Origin of the sequence: Guptibacillus hwajinpoensis (assembly GCF_005144865.1) — a bacterium.
Classification (GTDB): domain Bacteria; phylum Bacillota; class Bacilli; order Bacillales; family Guptibacillaceae; genus Guptibacillus; species Guptibacillus hwajinpoensis_A.
Window position 1 is genome coordinate 149,216 of the sequence record NZ_SWFM01000006.1, and the last position, 26,094, is coordinate 175,309.

General features: G+C 39.4%; 31 protein-coding genes. 20 read left to right on the plus strand and 11 right to left on the minus strand.

Features of this window, described 5'->3' with window-relative positions; genetic code table 11:
- Positions 1–19 precede the first annotated feature (19 nt).
- Positions 20–409, plus strand: a complete 390-nt coding sequence (locus FBF83_RS17450; protein ID WP_136948429.1) for an OsmC family protein — start codon at positions 20–22, stop codon at positions 407–409.
- Positions 410–471: 62 nt separating this feature from the next.
- Here FBF83_RS17450 and FBF83_RS17455 read toward each other — a convergent pair whose 3' ends face one another.
- On the minus strand, positions 472–894 hold the full coding sequence (locus FBF83_RS17455; RefSeq protein WP_136948479.1) for a pyridoxamine 5'-phosphate oxidase family protein: 423 nt from the start codon (positions 892–894) through the stop codon (positions 472–474).
- Positions 895–1,079: 185 nt separating this feature from the next.
- On the opposite strand from FBF83_RS17455, the gene FBF83_RS17460 reads away from it, so the two are divergent.
- From FBF83_RS17460 to rlmD, 6 genes are all read left to right on the plus strand, one after another.
- Positions 1,080–2,462 carry an MATE family efflux transporter gene (locus tag FBF83_RS17460; protein ID WP_136948430.1) on the plus strand — a complete coding sequence of 461 codons (1,383 nt, stop codon included), beginning with the start codon at positions 1,080–1,082 and terminating at the stop codon, positions 2,460–2,462.
- A 91-nt stretch (positions 2,463–2,553) separates the two neighbouring features.
- Positions 2,554–3,141 (plus strand): YczE/YyaS/YitT family protein, encoded by a 588-nt coding sequence (locus FBF83_RS17465; protein WP_136948431.1) that lies wholly within the window; start codon positions 2,554–2,556, stop codon positions 3,139–3,141.
- A gap of 148 nt (positions 3,142–3,289) precedes the next feature.
- The gene (locus FBF83_RS17470; protein ID WP_136948432.1) at positions 3,290–4,084 is read left to right on the plus strand and encodes a YfkD famly protein; all 795 of its coding nucleotides are present in this window, start codon (positions 3,290–3,292) and stop codon (positions 4,082–4,084) included.
- A 137-nt stretch (positions 4,085–4,221) separates the two neighbouring features.
- A complete protein-coding gene (gene pdaA / locus FBF83_RS17475; protein ID WP_136948433.1) occupies positions 4,222–5,010 on the plus strand; it encodes a delta-lactam-biosynthetic de-N-acetylase in 789 nt (262 codons plus the stop codon).
- A gap of 509 nt (positions 5,011–5,519) precedes the next feature.
- Complete coding sequence (locus FBF83_RS17480; protein WP_169525601.1) at positions 5,520–6,389, plus strand: DNA-3-methyladenine glycosylase family protein; 870 nt, start codon at positions 5,520–5,522, stop codon at positions 6,387–6,389.
- A 16-nt stretch (positions 6,390–6,405) separates the two neighbouring features.
- The gene (rlmD, locus tag FBF83_RS17485; protein WP_136948435.1) at positions 6,406–7,806 is read left to right on the plus strand and encodes a 23S rRNA (uracil(1939)-C(5))-methyltransferase RlmD; all 1,401 of its coding nucleotides are present in this window, start codon (positions 6,406–6,408) and stop codon (positions 7,804–7,806) included.
- 347 nt (positions 7,807–8,153) lie between these two features.
- Here the strand turns inward: rlmD and FBF83_RS17490 are convergent, their stop codons facing one another.
- The 5 genes from FBF83_RS17490 to FBF83_RS17510 all read right to left on the minus strand — a co-directional run bounded on the left by FBF83_RS17490 (position 8,154) and on the right by FBF83_RS17510 (position 11,655).
- Positions 8,154–8,324: a YfhD family protein gene (locus tag FBF83_RS17490; protein ID WP_136948436.1), complete on the minus strand. Its 171-nt coding sequence runs from the start codon at positions 8,322–8,324 to the stop codon at positions 8,154–8,156.
- 88 nt (positions 8,325–8,412) lie between these two features.
- Entirely contained in the window at positions 8,413–8,526 is a 114-nt protein-coding gene (locus FBF83_RS17495; protein ID WP_136948437.1) for a YfhE family protein, read from the minus strand.
- A gap of 194 nt (positions 8,527–8,720) precedes the next feature.
- The gene (locus FBF83_RS17500) at positions 8,721–9,275 is read right to left on the minus strand and encodes a GNAT family N-acetyltransferase (protein ID WP_136948438.1); all 555 of its coding nucleotides are present in this window, start codon (positions 9,273–9,275) and stop codon (positions 8,721–8,723) included.
- A 216-nt stretch (positions 9,276–9,491) separates the two neighbouring features.
- Positions 9,492–10,613, minus strand: coding sequence for an amidohydrolase (locus FBF83_RS17505; RefSeq protein ID WP_136948439.1), 1,122 nt, complete (start codon positions 10,611–10,613; stop codon positions 9,492–9,494).
- A gap of 139 nt (positions 10,614–10,752) precedes the next feature.
- Positions 10,753–11,655, minus strand: coding sequence for a TIGR01777 family oxidoreductase (locus tag FBF83_RS17510; RefSeq protein ID WP_136948440.1), 903 nt, complete (start codon positions 11,653–11,655; stop codon positions 10,753–10,755).
- 135 nt (positions 11,656–11,790) lie between these two features.
- On the opposite strand from FBF83_RS17510, the gene recX reads away from it, so the two are divergent.
- Positions 11,791–12,600 carry a recombination regulator RecX gene (recX, locus tag FBF83_RS17515; RefSeq protein WP_136948441.1) on the plus strand — a complete coding sequence of 270 codons (810 nt, stop codon included), beginning with the start codon at positions 11,791–11,793 and terminating at the stop codon, positions 12,598–12,600.
- Here recX and FBF83_RS17520 read toward each other — a convergent pair.
- Positions 12,587–13,252: an SDR family NAD(P)-dependent oxidoreductase gene (locus tag FBF83_RS17520; RefSeq protein WP_136948442.1), complete on the minus strand. Its 666-nt coding sequence runs from the start codon at positions 13,250–13,252 to the stop codon at positions 12,587–12,589. The genes recX and FBF83_RS17520 overlap by 14 nt on opposite strands.
- A 102-nt stretch (positions 13,253–13,354) precedes the next feature.
- Between FBF83_RS17520 and FBF83_RS17525 the strand changes: the two genes are divergently transcribed.
- A complete protein-coding gene (locus FBF83_RS17525) occupies positions 13,355–13,675 on the plus strand; it encodes a YfhH family protein (RefSeq protein ID WP_136948443.1) in 321 nt (106 codons plus the stop codon).
- A gap of 25 nt (positions 13,676–13,700) precedes the next feature.
- Here FBF83_RS17525 and FBF83_RS17530 read toward each other — a convergent pair whose 3' ends face one another.
- Positions 13,701–13,865, minus strand: a complete 165-nt coding sequence (locus tag FBF83_RS17530) for a YpzG family protein (RefSeq protein WP_084006679.1) — start codon at positions 13,863–13,865, stop codon at positions 13,701–13,703.
- A gap of 23 nt (positions 13,866–13,888) precedes the next feature.
- Complete coding sequence (gene sspK / locus FBF83_RS17535) at positions 13,889–14,044, minus strand: small, acid-soluble spore protein K (protein WP_048313678.1); 156 nt, start codon at positions 14,042–14,044, stop codon at positions 13,889–13,891.
- 138 nt (positions 14,045–14,182) lie between these two features.
- On the opposite strand from sspK, the gene FBF83_RS17540 reads away from it, so the two are divergent.
- Positions 14,183–14,452: a YfhJ family protein gene (locus tag FBF83_RS17540; RefSeq protein ID WP_169525603.1), complete on the plus strand. Its 270-nt coding sequence runs from the start codon at positions 14,183–14,185 to the stop codon at positions 14,450–14,452.
- A 41-nt stretch (positions 14,453–14,493) separates the two neighbouring features.
- Here the strand turns inward: FBF83_RS17540 and FBF83_RS17545 are convergent, their stop codons facing one another.
- Complete coding sequence (locus tag FBF83_RS17545; RefSeq protein WP_136948444.1) at positions 14,494–15,474, minus strand: metal-dependent hydrolase; 981 nt, start codon at positions 15,472–15,474, stop codon at positions 14,494–14,496.
- Between the two features lie 235 nt (positions 15,475–15,709).
- Here FBF83_RS17545 and mutY point away from each other — a divergent pair, with 235 nt between their 5' ends.
- On the plus strand, positions 15,710–16,810 hold the full coding sequence (gene mutY / locus FBF83_RS17550) for an A/G-specific adenine glycosylase (RefSeq protein WP_136948445.1): 1,101 nt from the start codon (positions 15,710–15,712) through the stop codon (positions 16,808–16,810).
- A complete protein-coding gene (locus tag FBF83_RS17555; RefSeq protein ID WP_136948446.1) occupies positions 16,807–17,568 on the plus strand; it encodes an SDR family NAD(P)-dependent oxidoreductase in 762 nt (253 codons plus the stop codon). The genes mutY and FBF83_RS17555 overlap by 4 nt, the downstream gene beginning before the upstream one ends.
- Positions 17,569–17,647: 79 nt before the next feature.
- On the opposite strand, the gene FBF83_RS17560 is transcribed toward FBF83_RS17555, so the two are convergent.
- On the minus strand, positions 17,648–17,842 hold the full coding sequence (locus tag FBF83_RS17560) for a hypothetical protein (protein ID WP_048313622.1): 195 nt from the start codon (positions 17,840–17,842) through the stop codon (positions 17,648–17,650).
- Positions 17,843–18,001: 159 nt separating this feature from the next.
- Between FBF83_RS17560 and FBF83_RS17565 the strand changes: the two genes are divergently transcribed.
- From FBF83_RS17565 to FBF83_RS17600, 8 genes are all read left to right on the plus strand, one after another.
- A complete protein-coding gene (locus FBF83_RS17565; RefSeq protein WP_136948447.1) occupies positions 18,002–18,298 on the plus strand; it encodes a gamma-type small acid-soluble spore protein in 297 nt (98 codons plus the stop codon).
- A 102-nt stretch (positions 18,299–18,400) separates the two neighbouring features.
- Complete coding sequence (locus FBF83_RS17570) at positions 18,401–19,075, plus strand: SOS response-associated peptidase (RefSeq protein ID WP_136948448.1); 675 nt, start codon at positions 18,401–18,403, stop codon at positions 19,073–19,075.
- Between the two features lie 191 nt (positions 19,076–19,266).
- Positions 19,267–19,488, plus strand: coding sequence for a hypothetical protein (locus tag FBF83_RS17575; protein ID WP_136948449.1), 222 nt, complete (start codon positions 19,267–19,269; stop codon positions 19,486–19,488).
- 202 nt (positions 19,489–19,690) lie between these two features.
- A complete protein-coding gene (locus tag FBF83_RS17580) occupies positions 19,691–20,218 on the plus strand; it encodes a nucleoside tri-diphosphate phosphatase (RefSeq protein WP_048313631.1) in 528 nt (175 codons plus the stop codon).
- Between the two features lie 296 nt (positions 20,219–20,514).
- Positions 20,515–22,233: an ABC transporter ATP-binding protein gene (locus FBF83_RS17585; RefSeq protein ID WP_169525605.1), complete on the plus strand. Its 1,719-nt coding sequence runs from the start codon at positions 20,515–20,517 to the stop codon at positions 22,231–22,233.
- A 188-nt stretch (positions 22,234–22,421) separates the two neighbouring features.
- The gene (locus tag FBF83_RS17590; protein ID WP_136948451.1) at positions 22,422–23,426 is read left to right on the plus strand and encodes an ABC transporter ATP-binding protein; all 1,005 of its coding nucleotides are present in this window, start codon (positions 22,422–22,424) and stop codon (positions 23,424–23,426) included.
- 14 nt (positions 23,427–23,440) lie between these two features.
- Entirely contained in the window at positions 23,441–24,421 is a 981-nt protein-coding gene (locus FBF83_RS17595) for an ABC transporter ATP-binding protein (RefSeq protein ID WP_136948452.1), read from the plus strand.
- 29 nt (positions 24,422–24,450) lie between these two features.
- Entirely contained in the window at positions 24,451–26,055 is a 1,605-nt protein-coding gene (locus FBF83_RS17600) for an ABC transporter substrate-binding protein (RefSeq protein WP_136948453.1), read from the plus strand.
- Positions 26,056–26,094: the final 39 nt, after the last annotated feature.

Genomic DNA, 26,094 nt, shown 5'->3' on the forward strand with positions numbered 1-26,094 from the left:
ATTAAAAGGAGTGAAAGTATTGGAATTTAACATGAAGAAAGAAGAAACAGGGTTTACAGCTGATTTCGGGTATGGAACTTTGCATATTTCTGGAGATGACCAGTATGGCTACCGTCCGTACCAGCTTCTTGTCTCATCTGTAGCTGTCTGCAGTGGAGGTGTACTACGCCAGATTCTTGATAAAAAGCGAATGAGTTATGAAGATATCAAAATAAAAGCTGATGTGACTCGAAATGAAGAACAGGCGAATCGTGTTGAAAAAATCCATCTTCATTTTACGTTAATCGGCGATTTGGATGAACAAAAGGTTGAAAGAGCACTTGAACTAACTAAGAAGCATTGTTCAATGGCACAATCTGTTTTAGGAAGTATTGAACTTAAAGAAACATTTGAAATTGTAGCTAAGTAGAGAAATGGAACAGGGACACCCAACGCGGTGTCCCTGTTCCATTTCAGTTATCGTTTGCAGTTCTACAACTCAAGCGTTTCTGGTGTATTCTCTCCTTCATTCATCAAGCGAATCGTATCAGGAGTAATTTTGAGTACAATGTAATTCGGATCATCTGGAGAATCGAACCATTGCTTCATCTGATCTCCCCATAATTTTTCCTTCGTTTCTTTTGAATCATCGATTGCAACATGACCTTGTACTTCAACGTAGCGATCATGCCATCCTTCACCATCATATCCAAGAAGAACATGAACATTGTGATTTTGCTCGATATCTTCTACTTTATGTGTTTTTCTACTTGTAGGCGTCATTAAAGTCAGCTCATCGTGAAAGAACGTCATAAATCTAGAATGCGGTTTGTTGTCTTTAATTGTGCTTAACGTACCTACATAGTGTGAATCGAAAATATTTAATACTTTATTTTTGATTTCAGTTTGGGACATTGCCATTGATATATTCTCCTTTCGAATTTAACTCTAGTCTTAATCTTCCTTTATTCTCGAATTCTAAAACCAGATAATATGCCAGTATTTACTAAGAGTGATTAAAGTACATTCTTCTGTTTTTTGATTCTTGGCTATGGGTATACATAATAGTGACTCTAATTCGGACTAAAGAAGGTAATCAGATGGACAAAAGCTATGATTTTACTCAAGGAAACATTGCAAAACAAATGATTTATTTTTCATTACCTATTTTTTTAACGAACTTACTTCAGACATCTTATCAATTTATAGATAGTATCTGGGTCGGGAATTTACTTGGCGCTAATGCACTTGGAGCTATTTCGATAGCAGCACCAGTTATTTTCACAGTTCTTTCTTTCATTATCGGTGTAAATAGTGCAACACTTACAGTTTTGTCCCAACGAAAAGGAGCTGGAGATGATCGAGGGTTAATTGAATCGTTAAATGCTTTTGTTGTAGCATTAACCGTTTTATCAATCGCATTTGGAATCATTGGCTATATTTTTACTGATCCTATACTTAGATTTCTAGGAACTCCTGAAGAAATTTTTAACAGTACGAAGGTTTATCTTCGTATTAATTTCTTAGGGATACTTTTCTTATTTGGATACAATTTCATTGGTACAGTGCTGCGTGCACTAGGAGATAGTAAAACGCCAATTCGCTTTGTTCTTTTCGCGGTTTTGTTAAATGCAGCAATTGATCCACTTTTTATTAGTTATTTCGATTGGGGGATTGAGGGTGCGGCATATGCAACGCTTCTTTCTCAGGGAGCAGCCTTTCTTTATGGTGTTATTTATTCTGTATGGAAGTCGAAAGTCCCCTTTACGATCCCTCATTCGCCGGATATGAAAGAGCTCAAGCGAATTTCTAAGCTCGGTATCCCAGCTGGTTTACAGATGATGACCGTATCTGCAGGTGTTACAGCAATTATGGCTATCGTCGCAGGATTCGGGACTCAAGTTGTCGCAGGTTTTGGAGCTGCTCAACGACTTGATCGTATCATCATGTTACCTGCCTTCACACTAGGAGCAGCTGTTAACAGTATGGCAGGGCAAAATATTGGATCAAAAAAATGGGGGCGCGTCTCGGACATTTCGAAAAACGGCATTATACTCATATTGACAGTATCCTTTGCTATCAGTGCCATTATTTTTCTCAGTGCTGAATCAATGATTCGTTTATTTATAGACGATCCCAAAACAATTGCCTTTGGAGAAACGTACTTAAAAACCGTAGCGTTTTTCTACCCGTTTCTTGGTATTAACTTTGTTTTGAATGGTGTAGTGAAGGCAGCTGGTGCAATGGTTCAGGTGTTAATACTAAATATTATCTCTTTCTGGGTTCTTCGTGTTCCTCTCACATATCTCTTCTCTCGATGGCTTGGAGCTGAAGGGATTGCTTACGGTATTGGAGTTAGCTTTATTATCTCAAGTATTTTTGCCACTGCATATTATCGCTATGGGAAATGGAGAGATATAGAAATTTTTGATGGCAATGATGAAGAGATTGAAGAATCGATTCCTGAAGGGAAAAAAGCATGAATAAATAGAAAAGCCTCGTCTTATAACGCACCTCTAAGTTACAATAAGTAGTGGAAATTAGTTAGCTATAGAGGGGATGCGTCAACTAAATATGAAACGATTTTCATTCTATGTTATAGGGCTTTTTATATTAACTGCAGGCGTAACATTAACGATTAAATCAGACATTGGTGCAGGAGCATGGGATGCTCTTAATGTCGGTTTATCGCATACAATCGGTTTTACAGTAGGAAGCTGGGTAATTATTGTTGGTATCATCTTGATTATCGTGAATGCTTTCCTTATGAAGGCCTGGCCAGACTTCTTGGCTCTTATTACAATTATCGTAACAGGAGTGTTCGTTGACTTCTGGCTCATCACTGTTTTTGAAAGTTGGCAAATTCAAGATGTATTTGTGGCTTATGCTGTTTTTGCTGCCGGCATGATTCTAATTGCTCTTGGGATTTCGATTTATCTTCAAGCTAAATTTGCAGTTATACCAATTGATGGATTAATGCTTGCCATTCATCGTAAAACAGGATTGAGCATTCGTACTTCAAAGACTGTGGGTGAACTGCTTGCACTTCTGGCAGCAGTGCTATTTAGCGGCCCTATTGGCATAGGAACCATTATTATTACATTTGGGATTGGTCCATTAGTACAGTTTTTCTATCCAACTTTTGAGAAAATGAACGCATAGGCGTTCATTTTTTTGTTCTTTTCTAAAAGGTTTTTGTTTGTCATTTTGAGTTTTATAATTTCTTGGATAAAAGAAAGGATTCTAGAAAAAAATACTGGTAAGAGTCAGATGTATGCTGTTGAACAGATGCATTGAAAGGAGAATTTAAATGAAGAAAATCGCTCTTATGATTATCCTTCTCACCCTTATCTTGCCAGTCCAAACGATGGCGGAAGGAGGAAAGAAGGCAGGTAAAGAACAGTCTCTACAAGTTCCAGATTCAACTGTAAATATTTCTAAAGAGAACACATACCCGAACCCAGCCCAGGATTTGCCTACATTACAACCAAGTGAGTTAACAAGAGAATTAACGGAATCTGCAAAAATAAAAATTGATAACCCTGAGCTAATCCAAATTCTAAACGACTCCTCCATCTCCCCGTCAAAAGTTGCAATTGGCTACCGTGCTAGTATTTATTTAGGTAAATGGGCATTGAATTATGAATCCCAAGAAACAAATGTAAATTGGCAGTACAAGCAAGCAAACGTAAATAAAGTGGACAATAGAGGGGGAACTGGTCCTGTTCAGATGACGTATCGTCAGGAAGCAGAAAAGAAAGTAACTGGCGGATTAACTGCATCAATTCCTGATAGTGAAGACGTTAAGAAAATGATGATGATGAAGGCTTCTGAGAAAACAAAACTTTCGCTTTCTTTCCAAACAATGATTGGTAAAGATACTAAAAAAGGTAATGTTTATAATGTTGGTGCTAAAAATTATGGTATGTTAACAAGCTATGTACCTGCTGTAAATGAAAAAGGTAAGGTAACATATGGAGAGGTATACCTCGTCTTAAAAGGTAGTAAGAAGAAAATTGAAGTGCGTAATGTAACTCAGCAGGGCATTGGTGCCTGGATACCTGTACAAGATTACTTAAGCTTTGAGTTTAATACGCGCCATTAACCAGCAGAGATGCTGGTTTTTTTATAACTGGGTTAAATCAATAAGGTATTTATTACAAAGTCAATTTTGATTGATAAGGAATAGAACCTAAGCACGTATTCAAACACTAAACAATGCTAGATAAAGGAGGCTCAAAAATGAAATTTATTGCAGTTGTTGTAGCACTAATAGTGGGACTCACTCCAATTACAGCGAGTGCTGTGAGCAATGAATCGCATGATTGGTACTTTAAACGAAGTAAAAATCATGCCCCAGCCACTACAGAACCAGAATTTGAGGAATTGCTTAAACCTTATAACAGTTATTTTATTGGCAATACAGATCAAAAGGAACTGTACGTGACATTTGATAATGGCTATGAGAACGGATATACAAGTGGGATTTTAGATGTTCTTAAAAAAGAGCAGGTACCGGCAGCGTTTTTTGTTACGGGTCATTATTTAAAAGATCAATCTGACCTTGTAAAAAGAATGGTAAAGGAAGGTCATATTGTAGGTAATCATTCCTGGAATCATCCAGATATGACCGCTATTTCTGATGTCAGGATAAGAGAAGAATTAAGTAAAGTGAAAGAGGAGTATACCCGTTTAACTGGAGATAAAACGATGCAATATTTAAGGCCACCGAGAGGCGTATTTAGCGAAAGATCTCTTGCTATCTCCCATGAGGAAGGCTATCGAAATATTTTCTGGTCACTTGCTTATAAGGATTGGGAGACGAACAATCAAAAGGGTAGTCAATATGCATATGATTCAATTATGAAACAGGTTCATCCAGGTGCCATTATGCTTCTTCATACGGTATCTAAGGATAATGCTGAAGCACTTGAACGAGTCATACAGGACTTAAAGAAGGAAGGATATAAATTCAAAAGTCTTGATGATCTTGTCCTCAAACGAACTCTTCCAGAACCACTAGCTCCATAAACAAAAGACTGCCAGAAATGGCAGTCTTTTGTTTATGTGATTGAGTTATTTGGTATGGCTCTAGCAACTGCAAGGTCTAAGCGGCCACTTCCGCTTTTCGAGATCTAGCTGCAGTGGCCAGACCCTAGGCCACTTCACCATCCAATTTGAACACAAAGGACGTGTTCAAGTTGGATCGCTCCAGTGTCTGCCGGGTCTGAACGGAGGCTTCCGCTTTTCGAGATCTAGCTGCAGCCTCCAGACCCTAGGCCACTTCACCATCCAATTTGAACACAAAGGACGTGTTCAAGTTGGATGGCTCCAGTGTCTGCCGGGTCTGAACGGAGGCTTCCGCTTTTCGTGATCTAGCTGCAGTGGCCAGACTCTCGATCGCTTCACCTCCCAAAATGAACACAAAGAGCGTGTTCTTTTTGGGAGGTTCCAGCGCTTGTCGAGTCTAAGCGGCCACTTCCGCTTTTCGTGATTGTTTGCGATAATAAGGACTACATAACATGGTTGGGGGCGGTAGAATGTGGTCTGAAATGATATATCCTCAGGCGCCTTATGATGTTGAGAGGTTATTCGGACGGGTTAGTATGGACCCGCTTCAATATATAGAACTTGAAAATAGGTTGTTGAAAGTACCTTTGGTGTTAAATCATGGCGAAGCTGTTGTGTCAATTCAATCGCAAGGTACAAAGGAACGTCCAGCTTTTGAGATTAAAGGAGAAGAAGTTAGCCAAAAAGATGAAGTTGTCAGTCGAATTTGTGCTATGTATGATTTTGATATGAAGCCACGCGCTATTTTAGCAGCGTTAAATTCTACTACTATTGGTGAGCTTGTTGGACAATATGCTGGAATGCCAATTATTTGCGAACCAGATTGTTATAGTGCGTTATTGAAAAACATCGTTCATCAGCAACTTAATATGAAATTCGCCTATACGCTTACGTATCGATTTGTGACTAGTTATGGAAGAGAGAAGCATGGTGTTTGGTTCTATCCGGATGCTGAGGTAGTCAGTAAACTAACTGTGGAAGAATTACGAGAACTGCAATTTAGTAATCGAAAAGCAGAGTACGTTATTGGAATTGCTCGAAAAATCATCAATGGAGAATTGAATATGGAAGAGCTGTCTGCGCTTTCAAATGAAGAAGTGTATAAGAAACTGCTTCCAATTAGAGGAGTCGGTCCCTGGACGGTTGAGTGCGTTCTTCTGTTCGGATTAGGGAGAAAAGATATACTACCAGCAGGGGATGTAGGTATTCAAAATGCTATCAAAAAATGGTTTAACCTTCCTACCAAACCGACCAAAGAAGAACTTTACGCTTATCATGACAAATGGTCACCGTATTCAAGCTATGTCTCCATGTATTTGTGGGAGAGTTTAAGCGAGTAGTTAGAAGGAGAGATTAATGTTGAACAAAAAAGAAGTCAAAGGATCAGGTCTAGTTAAAGGACAAACGGTCCCTCTTACAATAAAACGACTAGGAATAAATGGAGAAGGCGTTGGTTTCTTTAAGCGTACGGTTGTCTTTGTTCCTGGTGCTCTACCAGGAGAAGAAGTTACCGCAGAAATTACAACGGTTTTTCCAAATCGTGCTGAAGCGAAAGTTAAACGATTGCGAAAGAAATCTAACGATCGTATTGCACCACCATGTCCTGTCTATGAAGAGTGTGGAGGATGTCAGTTACAGCATTTAAGTTATGATGGTCAGCTGCGAGAAAAACGGGATATTGTTATTCAATCATTCGAGCGACATGCAAAGTTGGGCGAGAAGGATATTACCATTAAGCCTGTCATTGGAATGGAAGATCCCTGGAATTATCGAAACAAGAGTCAGCTTCAGGTTAGGAAACAAAAAGGGAAAATAATCGCTGGTTTGTATGGCACAGGTTCACATGAACTAGTTGAACTAACCAATTGCCTTGTCCAACATCCGGAGACAAATCGCGTAACTCGCCAGGTTGTGAGCATTCTAGAAGACTTAAATATTTCAATTTATAACGAAAAGAAACATAAGGGGCTTATTCGTACGATTGTAACGAGAGTTGGTTTTGAAACAGGCCAAATTCAACTTGTCCTCGTTACCTCTGAAGAAAATATCCCACGAAAAGAATTATTAATTAAAGAAATTAAGAAGCGTCTACCAGAAGTAAGGTCTGTTGTTCAAAATGTGAATGGTAAGCGGACGTCGATCATCTTTGGAGAGAAAACACTAGTAATTGATGGAGAAGAAGTGATCCAAGAGTCGCTAGGTGATTTGCATTTTGAATTGTCTGCTCGTGCATTTTTCCAATTGAACCCTATCCAAACCGTGAAGCTATATGATGAAGTTAAAAAGGCAGCTGAGCTTACTGGGAAAGAAAACATTATTGACGCTTACTGCGGAGTAGGAACAATTGGGTTATGGCTTGCTGATCATGCAAAAGAAGTGAGAGGCATGGATGTTATAAAAGAATCGATTGATGATGCGAGAAAGAATGCTAAACAACATGGCTACCAAACATCAATGAGATATGAAGTTGGTAAAGCAGAAGATTTAGTCCCTAGCTGGGTTAAAGAGGGCTTTAGACCAGATGTCATTGTTGTTGATCCGCCTCGGACGGGTTGTGATGATAAATTGTTATCCACAATGGTCAAAGCAAGACCAGACCGGATTGTATATGTATCCTGTAATCCATCCACACTCGCAAAAGATGCTGCATTTCTAATGAAAAAAGGATACGAAATAAAAGAATTACAACCTGTTGATATGTTCCCTCAAACGGCTCATGTTGAGGTTGTCGCGGTTTTCAAAAAGAAAAGCAACTAAATAAAAAGCCACTATAAAGGTAGCGGGACTGAGTTTACAGAAAAAAAGAATTAATCTCAACCTTTTGACTGTTTGTCTAAAGGAGTCATTAACACTTTCCACAGTGTTATGCACAGTGTAAAAGCAGATATCGTGCCTTATACACAGAATTATCAACATTATCCACAGCTGTAGTGGTTTTTTTATCCACAAAATTCACTAATTGTAACTAATAGCGGTATTACAGGATTAGTTTAAGGTTATCCACATTGTTAACAATGTGTGGATGATAAGTTTCCACAAAGGGATGTTAAGATATAGTAAAGAAACACAGTTGAAAAAGGGACCTGAAGAGGTCCCTTTTTTAATTACTTATTCTTTTTCGCTCGTTGGTTAGCTGCTTTTGCTCTTTCTGCTGCTTTTGCATCAGCAGCATCAAATTCACTTGCAAATTCTACATCTTCATTTTGCGCTGCAGGGATCGGGTTCTTTGCTTGGCGTTTTTGTTTTTCTTCTGAATAATTTGGACGTTTTGCCATCTTAATCAGCTCCTGTAAGTGAGTTTGGAGAGCATCTCTCCACTAATTAGAATGGCTAAATGGTGTTCAAATTATTCGAGAAGATAACCTATTTTTGGCCAGCACGATCAGCGCGTTTGAATTCACGACCGAATAGCACATCCTGAGTTTTTGTTAAAGTCATTTTTGATTCTTTGTTATCTTTTCCTTTGCGTTTATCCACAATTAACCCTCTTTTCTTTAAGATGGTACTAGCATTGCCATCAAGAAAAGTTCTATGCAGGTGTTCGTATTTGTTTAAACGAAAGGCTCTTTTCGTATACATTGTTGCTATATGAGCGGAAATCACTAAGTGTGTTTTTTAAATAGTTATTGAAAAGAGCCAAGCGAAAAGAAAAAAGTTCCTATTATAGGAACTTAAGCTTCTAGTTGAACTTCAACTGTTTCTGAGCGTTCACGCATGGTGTGGAGAAGGTAATTATCACGTTCTATTTCATATAAGTGATAGGCTTTTTCTCCATTGTTAATTTTTTGAAAAATTTCTGGCCATTTTTCATTTGCCTTCTCTACAAAAGGAATTTTCTCAGCGGCTTTTTGGGAACGGATGTTATCCTGATTAATGCGCATGAAAATCGTTTGAATTTGTTTATCGTAGAACATCTCATTGAAAAAAGCATCTTTTGCAAGCTGGTTGTAACCCTTCCCGTGATATGGAGTACCTATCCAAGTTCCGAGAAATCCTGTTTGTTGATCAAGATCAAAAAGGTTAATCGTACCAATAGGGGTACCCCATTCATCAAGAATAGTGCGGGATATTAATTCACCTTGTTCTTCAGCTTCAATGATTTGCTTCGTTAGAAACAGATATTCTTCGTACGAGCTTGCTTTATGACGTACAAATGGGAAGACAGCTGGGTCAACCATCAAGTCAAATAGCACATGACATTCCGACAGGTCACGATGTTTAATCATGAGTTTCCCTCCTGTCGAGGGCAGACTTAACCCCACCCTCGAATAATAGTATGTTGAATTATTATTCGGGGTGGGAATCGAACCCACTAGGACCAGTCATTGCTGGTGGCGCACCAATTGCCTTCCCATATTCACTTATGAAGTTGTTAGTTCATTTTATTTTAATTACAAAAATATCATACTCAATTTCATATAAAAAAGATACTGGTTTTTTGCTTATTTTTTATGAATAATTTTACCATCAATCATCGTTAATATTGGGCGAGCTTCAAAATGAAATGGATGGTGAGACCACAGGACTAAATCCGCGTCTTTTCCAACTTCTATGCTTCCGATTCGATGGTCTACACCAAGGCTTTTAGCAGGGTTTAGAGTAATGCCTTCCAGTGCTTTTTCCTCACTTAATCCTTCTCTCACAGCCAGTGCTGCACATACGTTTAGGTATTGAATAGGAACGTACGGATGATCAGTTACGATCGAAACTTCAATTCCGTGATTATTTAGAATTCCGTAAGTCGCCCATGTTTTGTTCTTAAGCTCAATCTTTGAGCGTCTAGTCATGGTGGGTCCCACGGATACTTTTAGGTTCTGTCCACTAAGTTCGTCAGCGATTAAATGTCCTTCGGTACAATGCTCAATTCTAAGGTCAAGATCAAACTCTCTGGCAAAACGAACAGCTGTTAAAATGTCATCAGCACGGTGCGCGTGAATTCGTACTGGAATTTCACGGTTAAGCGCTGCGATAATTGGAGCGATGCGTGGATGCTCTTTACGATCGGATCGACTTGCATGATAGAAGGCTTCGCGCAGGAGTCCCATAATCCCCATTCGTGTAATGGAATCATTGTTTGAATGACTGTGCACCCGCTTTGGATTCTCTCCAAGGGCAATCTTAAGTCCAGCAGTTTCTCGTACAATCATTTTCTCTACATTCTTGCCATGTGTTTTCAATACTGTTGTCGTTCCACCAATAATGTTTGCGCTTCCAGGCATGACCTGAACAGACGTAACGCCAAACGCAATAGCATCCCTAAATCCAACGTCGAGTGGGTTCACACCATCTATAGCACGTACATGTGGGGTAAGGGCTTCAACAGTTTCGTTCGCATCATTTCCCGCCCATCCTGTTCCTTCGTCGTAAAGCCCGACGTGAGTGTGTGCATCAATTAAACCAGGGAGAAGATGATGCCCTTTGCCGTCTATAACGGTCATATCGGGTTCCTCGGGAATGGAAGGAGATACTTTGTGAATAAGTCCATCTTTCACAAGCACATCAGCGGATGGAAGGACTGTGGAGGAAATGGGATAAACTCTTGCTTGTTTAATTAATATTGTCAAATTACTCACCTATCATCTGTTAGTTTTGGTTAGGGGTCTTTGCCCTCTCCAGTTAGTTAACTTATTATAGCCATTTATTGTAATAGATGCTATCTCATTATAGGTAATTAAGAAATTAACTGATAAATAAAACCTGCTGTTAAACCAGCAGGTTCTCTAGTGCATCTTTTAATTTAATATAACGGAAAGGATAGCCAAGTTCTTTTGCTTTTTGTGGAAGGACACATTGACCTTTAAGAACGATCCCACTCTTCTCGCCAAGAGCAACCTGCATAGGTGCTTCTGGAACGGGCATCCAATGTGGTCGGTTAAGGACCTCGGCTACAGTTTTCCCAAAATCATTCATCCGCTTAGGTTCAGGTGCTGTAACATTTAATGGTCCTTGTACAGATTCATGATCAACTGCAAAGCGAATCATACCAATAACATCATGAATATGAACCCATGAATACCACTGACGTCCATCACCAAGTTTGCCACCTATAAATAGTTTGTATGGTAGCACCATTAATGGGAGGGCTCCTTCTTCGCCAAGTACAATGCCAAAGCGTGTTAACACAGTTCGAACACCATGGTTTTGAGCATTCATTGCTTCGTCTTCCCATTTCTTTGAAACATCCGCTAGAAAATCGTTCCCAGCTTCCGTATTATTCTCGGTGAAAGATTGATCCAATGAGGATCCATAATAGCCAATAGCCGATGCATTAACAAGAACACGTGGTTTTTTTTCAAGCTTTTGGATGATAGATATTATTTCTCTGGTTGATGTAATTCGACTATCGAGAATTCGTTTTTTTCGCTCTTCTGTCCATCTTCCACTGTTAATTGATTCACCAGCCAGGTTAACGATAGCATGAATGTTAGAAAGCTCTTTTTCTGGCTCTGCATCATCCTGAAGCCACTTTACATACGTAACACCTTTTTTGACAGGCTGATTGTCTGGGTTACGTGTCAGAATATAAACCGAATGGCCATCGTTTACAAATGATTCTGTAAGAGCGCTTCCGACAAAGCCAGTTCCCCCGGTAATCGCAATGTTCATTTGATCTTCCTCCTAAGCTTACGCGATATACTTTTAATACTACTTCTTTACCCATAAAGAGAATCCTTTAATCAGTAGGTTAAATTTTCGTTTCATGGTTCTCAAAGTGCTACAATATGACATGAGGTGAGTGCATTGGTCAAGGTTACGCGTATAACGACACAAAAGAATAATAATGAGCGTTTTTCAATTTTTATTGATAAAGGTTCTGGTGAAGAGTTTGGGTTCGGCGTTGATCTAGATGTTCTTATAAGCTTTGGTCTTCGAAAAGGCGTGGAGCTTGATGACGAAATGCTTGAAAATATCCACTTTGAAGATCAAGTGAAGAAAGGTATGAACTTCGCTCTTAATTACCTGTCTTACCGCATGCGCTCTGAAAAAGAGGTGAAGGATTACCTTCTCAAAAAAGAGGTGCCTGAAGAAGCATTTCCATCGATTTTCGAGAAACTAGAGCGCTATGGATATGTAGATGACCTTGAATTTGCCAAAGCTTTTGTTCGAACTAAAATTAATGCTGGCGGCAAGGGTCCATTTGTGATTAAACAGGAGCTCAAACAAAAGGGAGTAAACAAAGACATGACAGAAAAAGCACTTGAAGAATACTCATATGAAAAACAAGTAGAGCTTGCCCAAAATGTAGCAGAAAAAAAGGCCAATAAGCTTAAAAAAGCTTCTTCAACTGAGCTCAGACAAAAAGTTAATCAAGAGTTAAGAGCAAAAGGGTTTGACCGAGATATTATTCAAGAAGTAATGGATAATATCGAATTAGAAAAGGGTGACGATGAAGAATGGGAGGCGCTGGTGCTTCAAGCACAAAAAGCTGAGCGACGTTATAGTAAGTTAGATCGTCGAGAGTTTGATCACAAAATGAAGCAATTTCTTTATCGTAAAGGCTTTCCTTTCCCACTCATCAATCGATACTTAGAAGAATTTATCGATCAATAAAAATTTCTTTCTGTCCTTCATCAAGTTGAATAATTTGTTTCGCTTTCTCTGAGGGTGATTTTAATCTGGACGTATCTTTCACATGGTCTGTGTCCGACCAGAAAGGAGTGTCCATTCCTCCCATATAAACAGCTGTTGCACTTGCATTCGTGTCTTCCAATTCTTTCCAAAGGCTTTCTGTAAAGCCACGTACCGCGTATTTAGAAGCAACATAAACCGATTCGTGATTTTTCCCCTTCAATCCTGCTGTGGAGATGATATTCATTACTCTTCCTCCACCTTTTTTCAGGGTTTTGAGTAGAGCTTGAGTTAAAAAAATCGTTCCCTTAACATTTGTATCAAGAACATGATGGATATCTTCAATCGGAATTTCTTCTAAAGCCCCAAACGCACCTACACCAGCATTATTTACAAGTAAATCAACAACTGTTTCATTCTTTTCCAATGCTTCCATAAGCTCAGCAACTTGCTTTGAATCAGAAATATCACAGGTATATATGGAGCTCGAACCGTTCTTGATAGAACGTTGAACACCTTCTAGCTTTTGCTTTGTTCTACCAACTAACACGATATGATTATCTTCATTTCCCCACTGCTTTGCTAATTCAGCACCAAGTCCTGAACCAGCACCAGTGATTAGTATTGTTTTCATAATGAATTCCTCCTCCTATGTAAGCGTAGCATATTTTTGTCATGTGTTAGAAAATGAACTATACTTGTGGGAACAGTGCATCATGAGTAATGGAGGGCAGAAATGGAGAAACGTTTTAGTGAAATGAGTGAACAAGAGTTGCGAAGTGAAATTGCTTTGCTAAGTGAAAAAGCACGCAGAGCTGAACAAATGGGAATGGTGAATGAATTCTCTGTCCATGAGCGAAGAATTGCGCTTGCTAAGTCTTATTTGTTAGATCCTGAAGATTTTACTTCAGGAGAACAATATGAAATAGATGGTGACCCTGGTTCAACATTTACGATTGATTATATGAACGGTACGTTTGCATGGGGTTACCGTAAGGGGAATAGTGAGATTGAGGCTTTCCCAATTGCAATGCTTATTAAGAAAGAGCAGCTGTAACGCTGCTCTCTAATTAGTTCATTGGTTACGACCGTTTTCTGGTTTGTACTTGAAGAACGATATCGTTATATGCCTGTTGGGTTTCCCCGTTCACTTGATGATGAGCGTGTTTTGGATTTGCACGAGGAGATTGAAATGGATCCTCATAATTCGAATGAATCCGATTTCGATTTCGATTTCTTTTACCCATAGATAGCGCCTCCTATATGAGAGTTATCCCTGTCGATTACCGGTACGGTTTGAAGCATTCATTCGTTCTTGTGGATGAGTGTTCGTAGTTCCGTCAGCACGTTTTGATGCAAATTCTTCTTTAGCACGTGGTTCACCTGAGAATTTAGCGTCTGGAAATCCGGTTTTTTTATTTCTCATCATGATGCGCCCCTTTCGATAATCTTCACCTTAACAGGCACAGATTTAGTATGCGTAGCGTTAAGGAAGTTATGTGATAGAGGCGTGTCTTTTCTCTACGGAAAGCAATGGAAGAACAACATGAAAGGAGAATGCCTGATGGAAGATTTATTTCAAAGGCTTGCTCATAACCTTCTTGAAAAAAATGATCATCTCTCATACGGTCAAGCAAGAACAATGGTTGAACTACTATGGGAAGATTTTGAATCATCCAGAGCAAAAGCTGGAAGAGAATACAAAGGTAGCGATGTTACAGAGAAAATCGTAAAGCAATGGATCGATTATTATGGTCCAGTACTACATGACTTTATGATGAATAATCCAAAATACAAGGACTATTTTGGTGATGATCGAAGTATCAAACATTAATACCAAAACCGGCTGGACGCATTGTCCAGCCGGTTTCTCATTTAGTCGAGGGCTATATCTAGTTTCTTCCTTAGTGTATCCTCACTGTAAACCCATCCAGTATAAGAACTGGTGATCTCGAGTTGATCTTCCATTTGAACGACGGCAACGAAAGGATAGTGCCCTTTGTTACGATAGCGAAGATCAATAAAGCGCACTTCGTATCCAGCTTCTTTCTCTTCAATTTCCCATCGATAAACTGGAGAAAATGAAAGAAAAGCACTTAAGTTGGGATCTTCTTTGGCTGATTCAAGTACAGGTGTTTTTGGAACAGGAACTCGTTCAAATTCATCTTGAACAGTAATCGTTGTCCCATCAGCACGTGCTACATAAAAGTTTGATTCTGATTTAACAGCAATATGCCACCTGCTCCAACTAATAGTAGGAGATACAATAATCTCTATTGCAGCTGGAATTCGCTCTTTAACGGCATTGATCACTTTTCTTTGTTCGTAAATCCTCCAGAAGTAATAGAAGATGATAACGCCGTATATGGTGAGGAAGGTATACCCAGGATTTGTCCCTGTGTACCAAAGAATCAGGCCACCAATATGAAGAAGAAAGATAAATGGATCAAAAATATTTATAACTCCCAGTGCTACCCACCTATTCGAGAAAGGTCTAATCGCTTGCGTGCCATATGCATTGAAAATATCCACAAATACATGAATGAACACAGCAAGAAATGTCCACAGCCATAGATGAAGCCAATTTGTCTCAGGGTAGAAAAGCATAATCCCGCTACTAATGATGATCGGCCATGTAAGGACAGCAGGAATTGAATGCGTAATTCCTCTATGGTGACGAATATAGACAGCATTATTTTTCAATTTAAGAACAGTATCGAAGTCCGGGGCCTGCGATCCAATCAGCGCTCCAATTAGAACGCTTTGAGCGGTAATTGGGTCCTGAGCGATAGCTGGATCCAACGTTGCTAGAGCTCCAATCCCCAGTCCCATGACCACATGTGTCCCAGTATCCATAGGGTAAGAATCCTCCTTATGAAACGTTTAAATCAATTTGTAACGTGTGTATGAGAAAATTTAAATGTCTACTCTACTTAGTTATACCCAAATATTCGAGATGTGAAAAGTTAAAAGGTGATTGTAAAGGATTGATACGTTATTATATGTGTTAGATGAAAGTTGAGGAAGGTTATTAGAAGATTTAGATGATTGTTAACATTAACCTTACTATATCATATCGGAGAGTTGATTAATGAATGAGAAAGTGACAGAGCTTCTACATTTATTCGATGAGAAGCAATTCCAGTACGATTTAATTTCCTGGTATAAAAACGAACAAAGGGACCTGCCATGGCGTGAGAATCAGGACCCCTATCGAATATGGGTATCTGAAATTATGCTTCAACAAACAAGAGTTGATACGGTTATTCCATACTTTGAACGGTTTATCTCGAAGTTCCCCTCAATCGAGGCATTAGCAAATGCTGAAGAATCGGATGTCTTAAAAGCATGGGAAGGCCTAGGATATTATTCAAGAGCGAGAAATCTGCAAAGTGCGGTTCAAGAGGTAGCAGAAACGTATAACGGGGTTGTACCAAATAACCCAAAGGAAATTGCAACACTAAAGGGTGTCGGACCATATACAGCTGGGGCTATTCTAAGTATTGCGTATAATATACCTGAACCAGCAGTAGATGGGAATGTGATGAGAGTTCTTTCAAGAATTATAGGGATATGGGAAGACATTGCCAAACCTTCAAGTAGAAAAACATTTGAGGAAGTGACAAGGCGTTTAATTTCAGAAGAAGATCCATCCTCATTCAATCAGGGTATGATGGAACTAGGTGCAATCATTTGTACACCAAAATCTCCTTCATGTCTTCTTTGTCCAGTTCAGGACCACTGCCGCGCATTTAAAGAAGGTTCACAAGAAGAATTGCCTATTAAATCAAAGAAAAAGGCACCGAGACCCGTGCCGATTGCGGTAGTCGCCCTAAAAGACCAAAACGGAAAGTATTTAATTAGGAAACGTCCAGAAAATGGTCTTCTAGCGAGTCTGTGGGAGTTTCCGAATGTAGAATTAACTGAAGGTGGCTTAAAAGAAGAGCAGCTAAAGAAACATATTAAAGAGGAATATAACTGTGATGTTGCCATTGGGGATGAAATTGCAGCTTTTAACCATATTTTTAGCCACCTTAAGTGGCAATTAACCGTTTATGTAGGTACCATCAAAGGAACAGTAAGTAGTGAAGATAATGTTCAGTTAGTTGATATAAGCGAATTACAGAAATTCGCTTTTCCAGTGGCGCATCAAAAAATTGTTGCAATTATGGAGGGTAACGAAGAGAAATGAATTTAAACCTACAAAATCGCAAGGTATTAGTTACCGGTGGTTCTAAAGGAATAGGTAAAGCAATTGCACAAGCTTTCTACGAAGAAGGAGCCCAGGTTGGAATTTGTGCAAGGAACCGCGAAGATCTTGAAGAAGCAAAGCGTGAAATTGGAGAAGAACTAGCCATTTTCGAAGCAGATATTACAGATGAACGGAAACGTGCAGAACTCATTGAATCTTTTCTAATGGCGTTTGGATCAATTGATATCCTTGTTAATAATGCAGGCGGTAGTAATGGAACCACTACAATGGAAACAGATATCTCTCAATTTCATAAAGCAATGGATCTTAATTTCTACTCTGCCGTTCATCTTAGTCAAATTGCAGCGGCTGAGATGAAAAAACAAAATAACGGAGCAATTGTAAATATTTCTTCCATTTTCGGAAGGGAATCTGGTGGTAAGCCAACTTATAATAGTGCGAAGGCTGCTATGATTAGTTTCACAAAAGCAATGGCTGATGAACTGATTGAATATGGAGTCCGAGTGAATGGTGTTGCGCCTGGAGCTATATTACACCCGTCAGGCAACTGGCAAAAAAGATTGGATGAAAACCCTGAGAAAATCAAAAAATTTGTCGAGCGTGAAATACCTGGTGGACGGTTTGGGACACCAGAGGAGGTAGCCAATACTGTTGTCTTTCTTGCTTCAGAAAAAGCATCTTGGATTGCTGGTGCAACAATAAATGTTGATGGCGGGCAGTCTAAATCCAACTTTTAAGATACTTGCTAGAAAAGCACCCTGAGATGAAATCTCAGGGTGCTTTTTACATTAAAGTAATCGTTTATTTCCCTAAAGGCTAATCTGGCATGAATGCGGAAAGTCCACCGCGCTGCTCAATTTCTTTTATAATTTCGCGATGTATCGCAACGCCTTCACTGTTTAGGTATGGGGCAATTTGCTGCATACTATGGTGAAAAAAAGAAAGTTCTTCATCAGCCCAATTTTCTTTAGACGTCATTGACAGCTCAGTCATATCACGATGATCTTCCATAATGAAAACCTCCTTCGTTTACTTAGTGTGTAGCAGGAGTACTAACGGTATGAAAGAAGAGGAATGGAAACATCGGGAAAGATTTCTAATTCTTTTTTTTAGATCGTACATAACAAAACGAGAACTGGTTATTCTATTGTTTGTGGGAGGTGATAAGCCATGGCAAAGAAACCAGGACAAACACAATCTGGTACAAGCATTCAACACGTGAAACAGCAGAATCAACAAGCTTCTGCTGGTCAAGCAGGTCAGCAACAATATGGTGCTGAATTTGCAAGTGAAACGGATGCTCAACAAGTGAAAGCTCGTAATGCGAAAGCTGCTCAAAACAAGCAGCAAGCATCTGCTGGTCAAGCAAGTCAGCAACAATATGGTGCTGAATTTGCAAGCGAAACGGATGCACAGGAAGTAAAAGCTCGCAACGCGAAGTCTGCTCAAAACAAGCAGCAACAATAATCAACTTCCCAGACAGGGCTGACTAAGTCAGCCCTGTTTTCAATTAACAAAGGGTATTTATCAAATTACAGCGAACATGTTATGTAAAAAGGAGGGATTAAGATGTGCGGAAGGTTCTCATTAACCACAGAACTTGATGATTTATTAGAACGATTTCAAATCGAACAAATGAGTATAGATGACTATGCACCACGCTATAATATTGCTCCTTCCCAACAAATTCCCGCTGTTATAAAAGCAGATAGTGGAAATCGGCTGGGCACATTAAGATGGGGATTAATTCCTTTTTGGGCAAAGGATGCTTCAATTTCTAATAAACTTATTAATGCAAGAAGTGAAACGGCTCATGAGAAAGCAAGCTTTAAACATGCGTTAAAAAGACGAAGGTGTTTATTATTATCAGACGGATTTTATGAATGGAAACGTGAGGATGATCGAAAAGTTCCTATGCACATTCAAGTGAAGAAAGGGGAGCCCTTTGCGATGGCAGGACTATGGGAGAAATGGAAGTCCGGGGGTGAAACGTTCTATACGTGCACAATTCTAACAACTAGTGCCAATGAATTAATGGAAAACATACATAGTCGTATGCCAGTTATCTTGGAAAAGGATATGGAGGATCTGTGGCTGGATCCTGAATTAGATGACATAAATGTTCTGAGAAACTGCATGCGCCCATTTCCATCCGAAAATATGAATGCATATGAAGTTTCTCCTCTCGTCAACTCTCCAAAAAATGATGAACCTGAGTGTATTGTTCCAATTGAAGATATATGACAAAACTTCCTACTTCTCTACAGAAGTTGCCAAAGGAAATTGAATTAAATTATTGAATTTCTTCTCAAAGAAAGAACAACTTTTATAAAGATTTGGGTGTATATCAGGCTATTTGAAGTCGAAAGTTTCATTTTATCTCATACACTAATTCTGTAGACACGGTAATGAAGCTGAGTGAAGGGGGAGGTAGGATGCAACGCTTCGATGTGCTCATCCAGCAACAACTTAAGCTGGCCGATCAAATGATCCAAAAGAGAGAAGAAATTCAAAAGTTAGAATGCGAAGATATGGGTCGTTCAGAACAGGTAAGTTCTACAATTACTGAATGTAAAGAAGATTTATCAGAGTTGGAAAACGAATTTGAACGTCTAATATCTGAGGTCATTTCGAGCTTTGAAAAGACACCTATATAGGGAATAAATAGCAAAGTGCCATCCTTTGGAGGGCGCTTTTATTTTTATTTTATTTTGTTAAGCGTTATAATAGAGAAGAATATAGATGAGATGTAAAATAATAGTCATGTATTGAACGGTAAGAAAGAAAGGATACTGTGAGTCTGCCTGTATGCATTAGGCATTCATCGTTTTCCGGAATTTCTTAGGAAAGGAGAAGAAGATGAGTTTCCCAACGACCGGGACGAGAATTCAAATTCAAAGCTATAAACATCGCGGTACACTTCATCGAACATGGGAAGAAAGCATCGTACTTAAAGGTACCTCTAAAGAAATAATCGGGGGAAACGATCGTATTCTCGTTACAGAAGCGGACGGAAGACAATGGAGAACGCGCGAACCTGCGATTTGCTATTTCAGTGCAAACCATTGGTTCAATGTTATAGGTATGATTAGAACGGATGGGTTATACTATTATTGTAATCTTGGTACTCCATTCACTTACGACGAAGAAGCATTAAAGTACATTGATTACGATCTTGATATCAAAATTTATCCTGATATGACCTTTAAGCTTTTGGATGAAGATGAGTACGAAGCGCATCGTGAAGAAATGAATTATCCCGAAGCGATTGATCGCATCATACAACAAAATGTTAAAGAACTTATGAACTGGATTCATCAAAGAAAAGGACCATTTGCTCCAGGTTTTGTAGACCAATGGTATGAACAGTTTCTTCAATATAGGTAAGGAAACCTGTTGAATGTTTTTCAACAGGTTTTTACATGAAAAGAATGATATTTTAAGAAGGCTCTTTTCGTAGACATTGTTTCTTTCTTTTCTAAAAGATTGTTGCATTTGAAAGAATTTTTGTAAAGAAAACCAAACTTAGCTTATTGGAGCGGAAGGATGCTCAGCGCCCGCCAGCGGAAAGCGAGCATTCTGAAGCGGAAATTAACCCACTATATATATTAAAAATAATCTGTTTTCGAGACGGGAATGGTTTAGTTAAAGGATGATGACATCTGGGAAACATAAAAAGGTATATGGCCTTTGTAACGCCATATCGTAAGCAAATCGGCATAACGATTGGAATTGGAATACTGAAATTTGGAATTCCTCTTCTATTACCACTGATTCTAAAGTATGTCATTGACGATGTTATCAATGCAGAAATGCCAGTTGGTGACAAATACGAACAGCTTATATGGTTAATGGGTGGAGCGTTCTTCCTTTTCGTTGTGGTTAGACCGCCAGTGGAATACTTTAGGCAATATTACGCACAATGGATTGGGAGCAAAATACTCTATGATATCCGTGATAAGTTATTTACACATATTCAACAACTCAGCTTAAAGTTTTACTCAAATAATAAAGCAGGGGAAATTATCTCCAGAGTAATCAATGATGTTGAACAAACGAAAACATTCGTTATTACAGGAATGATGAATGTTTGGCTTGATCTAATTACGATTATTATTATCATTGTCATTCTATCGTTTATGAATATTTGGTTAACGTTAGCGGCAATTATTCTCCTTCCATTGTATGGACTATCAGTTAAATTTTTCTATAAACGATTACGCGATTTAACGAAAGATCGCTCGCAAGCTCTTGCAGAAGTCCAAGGTCATCTGCATGAACGGGTACAGGGTATGTCGGTCATTCGAAGCTTTGCACTTGAAGATTATGAGCAAGAGCAATTCAATAAACGCAACACGAATTTCTTGGATCGAGCACTTGATCATACACGTTGGAATGCGAAAACATTTGCAGTCGTTAATACGATAACGGACGTAGCACCGTTAATTGTTATTGCGTTCTCTGCCTACCTTGTTATTTCAGGTGGCTTACAAGTTGGTGAAATGGTGGCCTTTGTCACATACATGGATCGACTATATAGTCCATTAAGACGTCTAGTGAACTCTTCAACTACCCTCACTCAATCGATTGCCTCAATGGATCGAGTATTTGAATTCGTAGATGAAAAATACGATATTGTCGACCGAGAAGATGCAATGACGTTAAAAAATGTAAGAGGGAATATTAGTTTTCAGGATGTTTCATTTAAGTATAATGAGAACGATCTTCCAGTGCTCAAGGGTATTGATCTTGAAGTACGTGCTGGTGAAACGATTGCACTTGTTGGAATGAGTGGAGGAGGAAAATCATCACTGGTTAGCCTGATTCCTCGCTTTTACGATGTTACAGGTGGAAGTATATTAATTGATGGGACCGATATTTGTGATTACCAGGCGCGAAGTCTTCGCGATAATATCGGAATGGTACTTCAAGATAATATACTATTTAGTGAATCCGTTCGGATGAACATTATGATGGGTAACCCTGATGCTTCAGAAGATGCTGTTATCCGAGCAGCTAAAGCAGCTAACGCACATGAGTTTATCTCAAGTCTTCCTGAAGGTTATGATACTCCCGTAGGCGAGCGCGGTGTTAAGCTTTCTGGCGGGCAGAAACAGCGTATTGCTATTGCTAGAGTTTTCCTTAAAAACCCACCAATTTTAATTCTAGATGAGGCTACATCTGCGCTAGATCTAGAAAGTGAACACTTAATTCAAGAGGCGCTTGAAGAGCTAGCTAAAGACCGAACTACATTTATTGTTGCACACCGTCTTGCAACTGTTACTCATGCGGATCGCATCGTAGTTGTCGAGAATGGTGAAATCTCAGAAAGTGGTAACCATAAAGAACTAATGGAACGAAAAGGGTCATACCATAATCTGTTTCAAGTACAAAATTTATAATTTACCATTAAAAAAGCACCCAAATCGGGTGCTTTTTTGTGTTTTTATGCACATTAATGCGTATAATCGTCAAAAAAAGACAGAAAATTTCCTCAATACACATTGCCAAGAGAACAATTTAATGTAATAATGATAAACAGATTTTAGTTAAATTAAAAAATTCTGAAATTGGAGAAAGGGGTGAGAGAGTGGAACAGCCAGTCTTAAACGTCAGCAAGTTAAAAACTCACTTTTTTACCGATGATGGTGAAATTCCGGCAGTCGACTCCGTAGATTTTCATATCAACAAAGGAGAGGTACTCGGAATTGTAGGTGAATCCGGTTCTGGGAAAAGCGTAACATCACTATCCATCATGCAACTCATTCAAGCTCCAGGGAAAGTTGTTGGAGGGGAAATTACATACAAAGGCGAGAATCTTCTTACTAAATCGGAGAAAGAGATGAGAAAGATAAGGGGAAATGAAATCGGCATGATTTTTCAGGAGCCGATGACATCACTCAACCCTGTTTTTCGAATTGGTAACCAGCTTATCGAAGGCATTCGCATACATAAAAAATGGAACAAAAAGAAAGCTTGGGAGCACGCAATTTCGATCTTAAAGCTAGTTGGTCTTCCTAGAGCAGAAGAATTAATGAATGAGTACCCTCACCAGTTGTCTGGTGGGATGCGTCAGCGTGTCATGATTGCCATGGCGATGGCATGTGATCCAGAAGTGCTGATTGCGGACGAACCTACAACAGCACTTGATGTAACGATCCAAGCCCAGATTCTTGAGCTGATGAAGAAGTTGAATCGAGAAACCAATACATCCATTATCCTCATTACTCATGATCTTGGTGTTGTAGCAGAAATTTGTGATCGCATTGTGGTGATGTACTCTGGAAAAATCGTTGAACAAGGAAATACAAAGGATATCTTCCAGCAACCGAAACACCCGTATACGATTGGGTTAATTGAATCTGTCCCTGATGTTCGGGTTCGAAAAGACAGACTGTATTCGATACCGGGTAACGTTCCAAAACCAGGTTCAATTCATAAAGGATGTCATTTTGCACCGCGTTGTAGCTTTGCTTTTGACAAATGTTTTGAAGAAGATCCTGTTCTACTTGATGCTGGATCAAATCAACAGGCTAGGTGCTGGCTTCACGAAGACGAGAAGAAAGCAGCTGTATTAGAGAGAGTAAATAGCTAAAGGGGGCACCTATTTTGCAAGAAGCATTGCTCGAAGTTAAACAGCTTAAGAAGCATTTCCCAATCGAGGGAGGCGTGCTTAAACAGCAAGTAGGGACAGTAAAAGCAGTTGATGGGGTAACCTTCACGCTACATAAAGGAGAAACTTTCGGTCTAGTTGGAGAAAGTGGGTGTGGGAAGTCTACAACAGGTCGTATGTTAATGAGACTTCTTGAGCCTAGTGAAGGCGAAGTTCTATTTGATGGAAAAGAAATGATTTCGCTTAGTAAGAACGAGATGCGGCATCTGAGGAAAGATATTCAGATGGTGTTTCAAGATCCCTTCGCTTCACTTAATCCAAGGCACACAGTTGAAAAAATTATCGAAGAACCTCTCATTGTTCATAAGCTCGGGAACAAAGCAGAGCGAAAAAAGCGAGTCAAAGAACTACTGGAAATCGTAGGTCTCAGTTCTTATCATGCAAAACGATATCCACATCAGTTCAGTGGTGGACAGCGGCAAAGAATCGGTATTGCACGAGCGCTTGCCGTTAATCCTAAGCTAATTATTGCAGATGAACCAGTTTCCGCACTTGACGTTTCAATTCAAGCTCAAGTATTAAATCTATTAGAAGATCTACAAAAAGAGCTTGGATTAACATATTTGTTCATTGCACATGATCTTGGGGTTGTTCGACACATTAGTGATCGAGTTGGGGTCATGTATCTTGGTCGTATTGTTGAAATGGCAGATAGTGAAAAGCTTTATCTGAATTCGAAACATCCGTATACACAGGCTCTTCTTTCAGCAGTACCAGTTCCAGACCCTGAATATGGGAAAGACAGAATTATACTTACAGGAGATGTGCCAAGCCCATCAAATCCGCCATCCGGATGCCCGTTCCATACAAGGTGCCCAAAGGCGATGGACGTGTGCAGCTCAGTTGTTCCTGAATTCAGGGAAATAGAACCGGGACACCATACAGCGTGTCATCTGTATGAAGAAGACCATGTATAAATAAAAACAATTTCTTAAGGGGGAAGACGATGAAAAAGACTATTTTTTCGTTAGTATTTGTATTGCTTCTTTCGATTGGACTTGCTGGTTGCGGCGGTTCAAACGAAACGAATGGCAATGATGGAGGTGACTCCGGTGAGGCTACCGGTGGCACATTGATCTTCGGCCGTGGTGGAGATTCAGTATCTCTAGACCCGGCATCTGTTACAGACGGGGAATCGTTTAAAGTAACAAAGAACATTTTTGATACACTACTTGATTACGGCGATGACAATACAGATGTAGAGCCAGCGCTTGCAACAGAGTGGAAAGTTTCTGATGATGGGGAAACGTATACTTTCACACTTCGTGAAGGTGTGAAATTCCATGACGGCACAGATTTCAACGCGGATGCTGTTGTATATAACTTCGAACGCTGGATGAATGGAACTGAAGAAGCATTTTATTATTACAAATCAATGTTTGGTGGATTTAAAGGCGATGAAGGTCACGTGATTGAAAGTGTAACGGCTAAGGACGATTACACTGTTGAATTTAAGCTTAAGCGTCCACAGGCACCATTCCTTAAGAACATTGCCATGTCACCATTTGCTATTGCGAGTCCCGATGCACTTGAAAAGCAGGGAGACAAGTTTGGTGAGAATCCCGTAGGTACTGGACCATTCGTTTTTGATCAGTGGAACCGTAATGACAAAATTGTACTTAATAAGTATGAAGACTACTGGATGGATGGTTATCCAAAGCTTGATAGCGTTATTTTCCGAGCGATTCCTGATAACTCAGCTCGTTTGAATGCATTAATGGCTGGTGAGATTGATTTAATGGATGGACTTAACCCATCTGATGTTCAACAAGTAGAAGATGATTCAAATCTTCAAACATTTTTCCGTCCTTCTATGAACGTAGGATACCTTGGTTTAACGTCGAACCGTGAGCCACTAAATAACAAACTTGTTCGTCAGGCATTAAACCATGCTGTTGATAAGCAGGCGCTTATTGATTCTTTCTATGCAGGACAAGCTGAACCTGCCAAAAATCCAATGCCTCCTGTTATTGGTGGTTATAACGACGAAATTGAACCTTATGAGTATGATCTTGATAAAGCAAAAGAGCTACTAAAAGAAGCAGGATACGAAGATGGTTTTGAAATGGAACTTTGGGCTATGCCAGTACCACGTCCATATATGCCAGATGGTCAAAAAGTAGCTGAAGTTCTTCAGAAGAGCTTCGCAGAAATTGGTGTAAAAGCAGAAATCAAGTCTTATGAGTGGGCAACATATCTTGAAAAAGCTCGTAATGGTGAAGCAGATAGCTTCCTTCTTGGTTGGACTGGAGATAACGGTGATGCGGATAACTTCTTATATGTTCTTCTAGATCAGGACAACATTGGAAGTAATAACTACGCGTATTACGAAAATCAAGAGTTACATGATCTTCTAATTAAAGCACAATCAACACCAGATGAAGAAGAGCGTAATAAGCTTTATGCTGAGGCACAAGAAATCATCCATGAAGATGCACCATGGATTCCACTTGTACACTCAAAACCAGCATTGGGTGGTAAAGCATCTATTGAAGGATTCACTCCACATCCAACTGGTTCTGATAAGCTAACAAAAGTGACGATGCAGTAAAAATGGGAGGGGAGTGATTCACTCCCCTTTATTTAAAGT

Coding starts and splice junctions, on each gene's coding strand:
- FBF83_RS17455 (WP_136948479.1), bottom strand. CDS start 894: ATGTCCCAAACTGAAATCAAAAATAAAGTATTAAATATTTTCGATTCA.
- FBF83_RS17460 (WP_136948430.1), top strand. CDS start 1,080: ATGGACAAAAGCTATGATTTTACTCAAGGAAACATTGCAAAACAAATG.
- FBF83_RS17465 (WP_136948431.1), top strand. CDS start 2,554: ATGAAACGATTTTCATTCTATGTTATAGGGCTTTTTATATTAACTGCA.
- FBF83_RS17470 (WP_136948432.1), top strand. CDS start 3,290: ATGAAGAAAATCGCTCTTATGATTATCCTTCTCACCCTTATCTTGCCA.
- pdaA (WP_136948433.1), top strand. CDS start 4,222: ATGAAATTTATTGCAGTTGTTGTAGCACTAATAGTGGGACTCACTCCA.
- FBF83_RS17480 (WP_169525601.1), top strand. CDS start 5,520: ATGTGGTCTGAAATGATATATCCTCAGGCGCCTTATGATGTTGAGAGG.
- rlmD (WP_136948435.1), top strand. CDS start 6,406: ATGTTGAACAAAAAAGAAGTCAAAGGATCAGGTCTAGTTAAAGGACAA.
- FBF83_RS17490 (WP_136948436.1), bottom strand. CDS start 8,324: ATGGCAAAACGTCCAAATTATTCAGAAGAAAAACAAAAACGCCAAGCA.
- FBF83_RS17500 (WP_136948438.1), bottom strand. CDS start 9,275: ATGATTAAACATCGTGACCTGTCGGAATGTCATGTGCTATTTGACTTG.
- FBF83_RS17510 (WP_136948440.1), bottom strand. CDS start 11,655: ATGAACATTGCGATTACCGGGGGAACTGGCTTTGTCGGAAGCGCTCTT.
- FBF83_RS17520 (WP_136948442.1), bottom strand. CDS start 13,252: ATGAAAACAATACTAATCACTGGTGCTGGTTCAGGACTTGGTGCTGAA.
- FBF83_RS17525 (WP_136948443.1), top strand. CDS start 13,355: ATGGAGAAACGTTTTAGTGAAATGAGTGAACAAGAGTTGCGAAGTGAA.
- FBF83_RS17530 (WP_084006679.1), bottom strand. CDS start 13,865: ATGGGTAAAAGAAATCGAAATCGAAATCGGATTCATTCGAATTATGAG.
- sspK (WP_048313678.1), bottom strand. CDS start 14,044: ATGAGAAATAAAAAAACCGGATTTCCAGACGCTAAATTCTCAGGTGAA.
- FBF83_RS17540 (WP_169525603.1), top strand. CDS start 14,183: ATGGAAGATTTATTTCAAAGGCTTGCTCATAACCTTCTTGAAAAAAAT.
- FBF83_RS17545 (WP_136948444.1), bottom strand. CDS start 15,474: ATGGATACTGGGACACATGTGGTCATGGGACTGGGGATTGGAGCTCTA.
- mutY (WP_136948445.1), top strand. CDS start 15,710: ATGAATGAGAAAGTGACAGAGCTTCTACATTTATTCGATGAGAAGCAA.
- FBF83_RS17555 (WP_136948446.1), top strand. CDS start 16,807: ATGAATTTAAACCTACAAAATCGCAAGGTATTAGTTACCGGTGGTTCT.
- FBF83_RS17560 (WP_048313622.1), bottom strand. CDS start 17,842: ATGGAAGATCATCGTGATATGACTGAGCTGTCAATGACGTCTAAAGAA.
- FBF83_RS17565 (WP_136948447.1), top strand. CDS start 18,002: ATGGCAAAGAAACCAGGACAAACACAATCTGGTACAAGCATTCAACAC.
- FBF83_RS17570 (WP_136948448.1), top strand. CDS start 18,401: ATGTGCGGAAGGTTCTCATTAACCACAGAACTTGATGATTTATTAGAA.
- FBF83_RS17575 (WP_136948449.1), top strand. CDS start 19,267: ATGCAACGCTTCGATGTGCTCATCCAGCAACAACTTAAGCTGGCCGAT.
- FBF83_RS17580 (WP_048313631.1), top strand. CDS start 19,691: ATGAGTTTCCCAACGACCGGGACGAGAATTCAAATTCAAAGCTATAAA.
- FBF83_RS17585 (WP_169525605.1), top strand. CDS start 20,515: ATGGCCTTTGTAACGCCATATCGTAAGCAAATCGGCATAACGATTGGA.
- FBF83_RS17600 (WP_136948453.1), top strand. CDS start 24,451: ATGAAAAAGACTATTTTTTCGTTAGTATTTGTATTGCTTCTTTCGATT.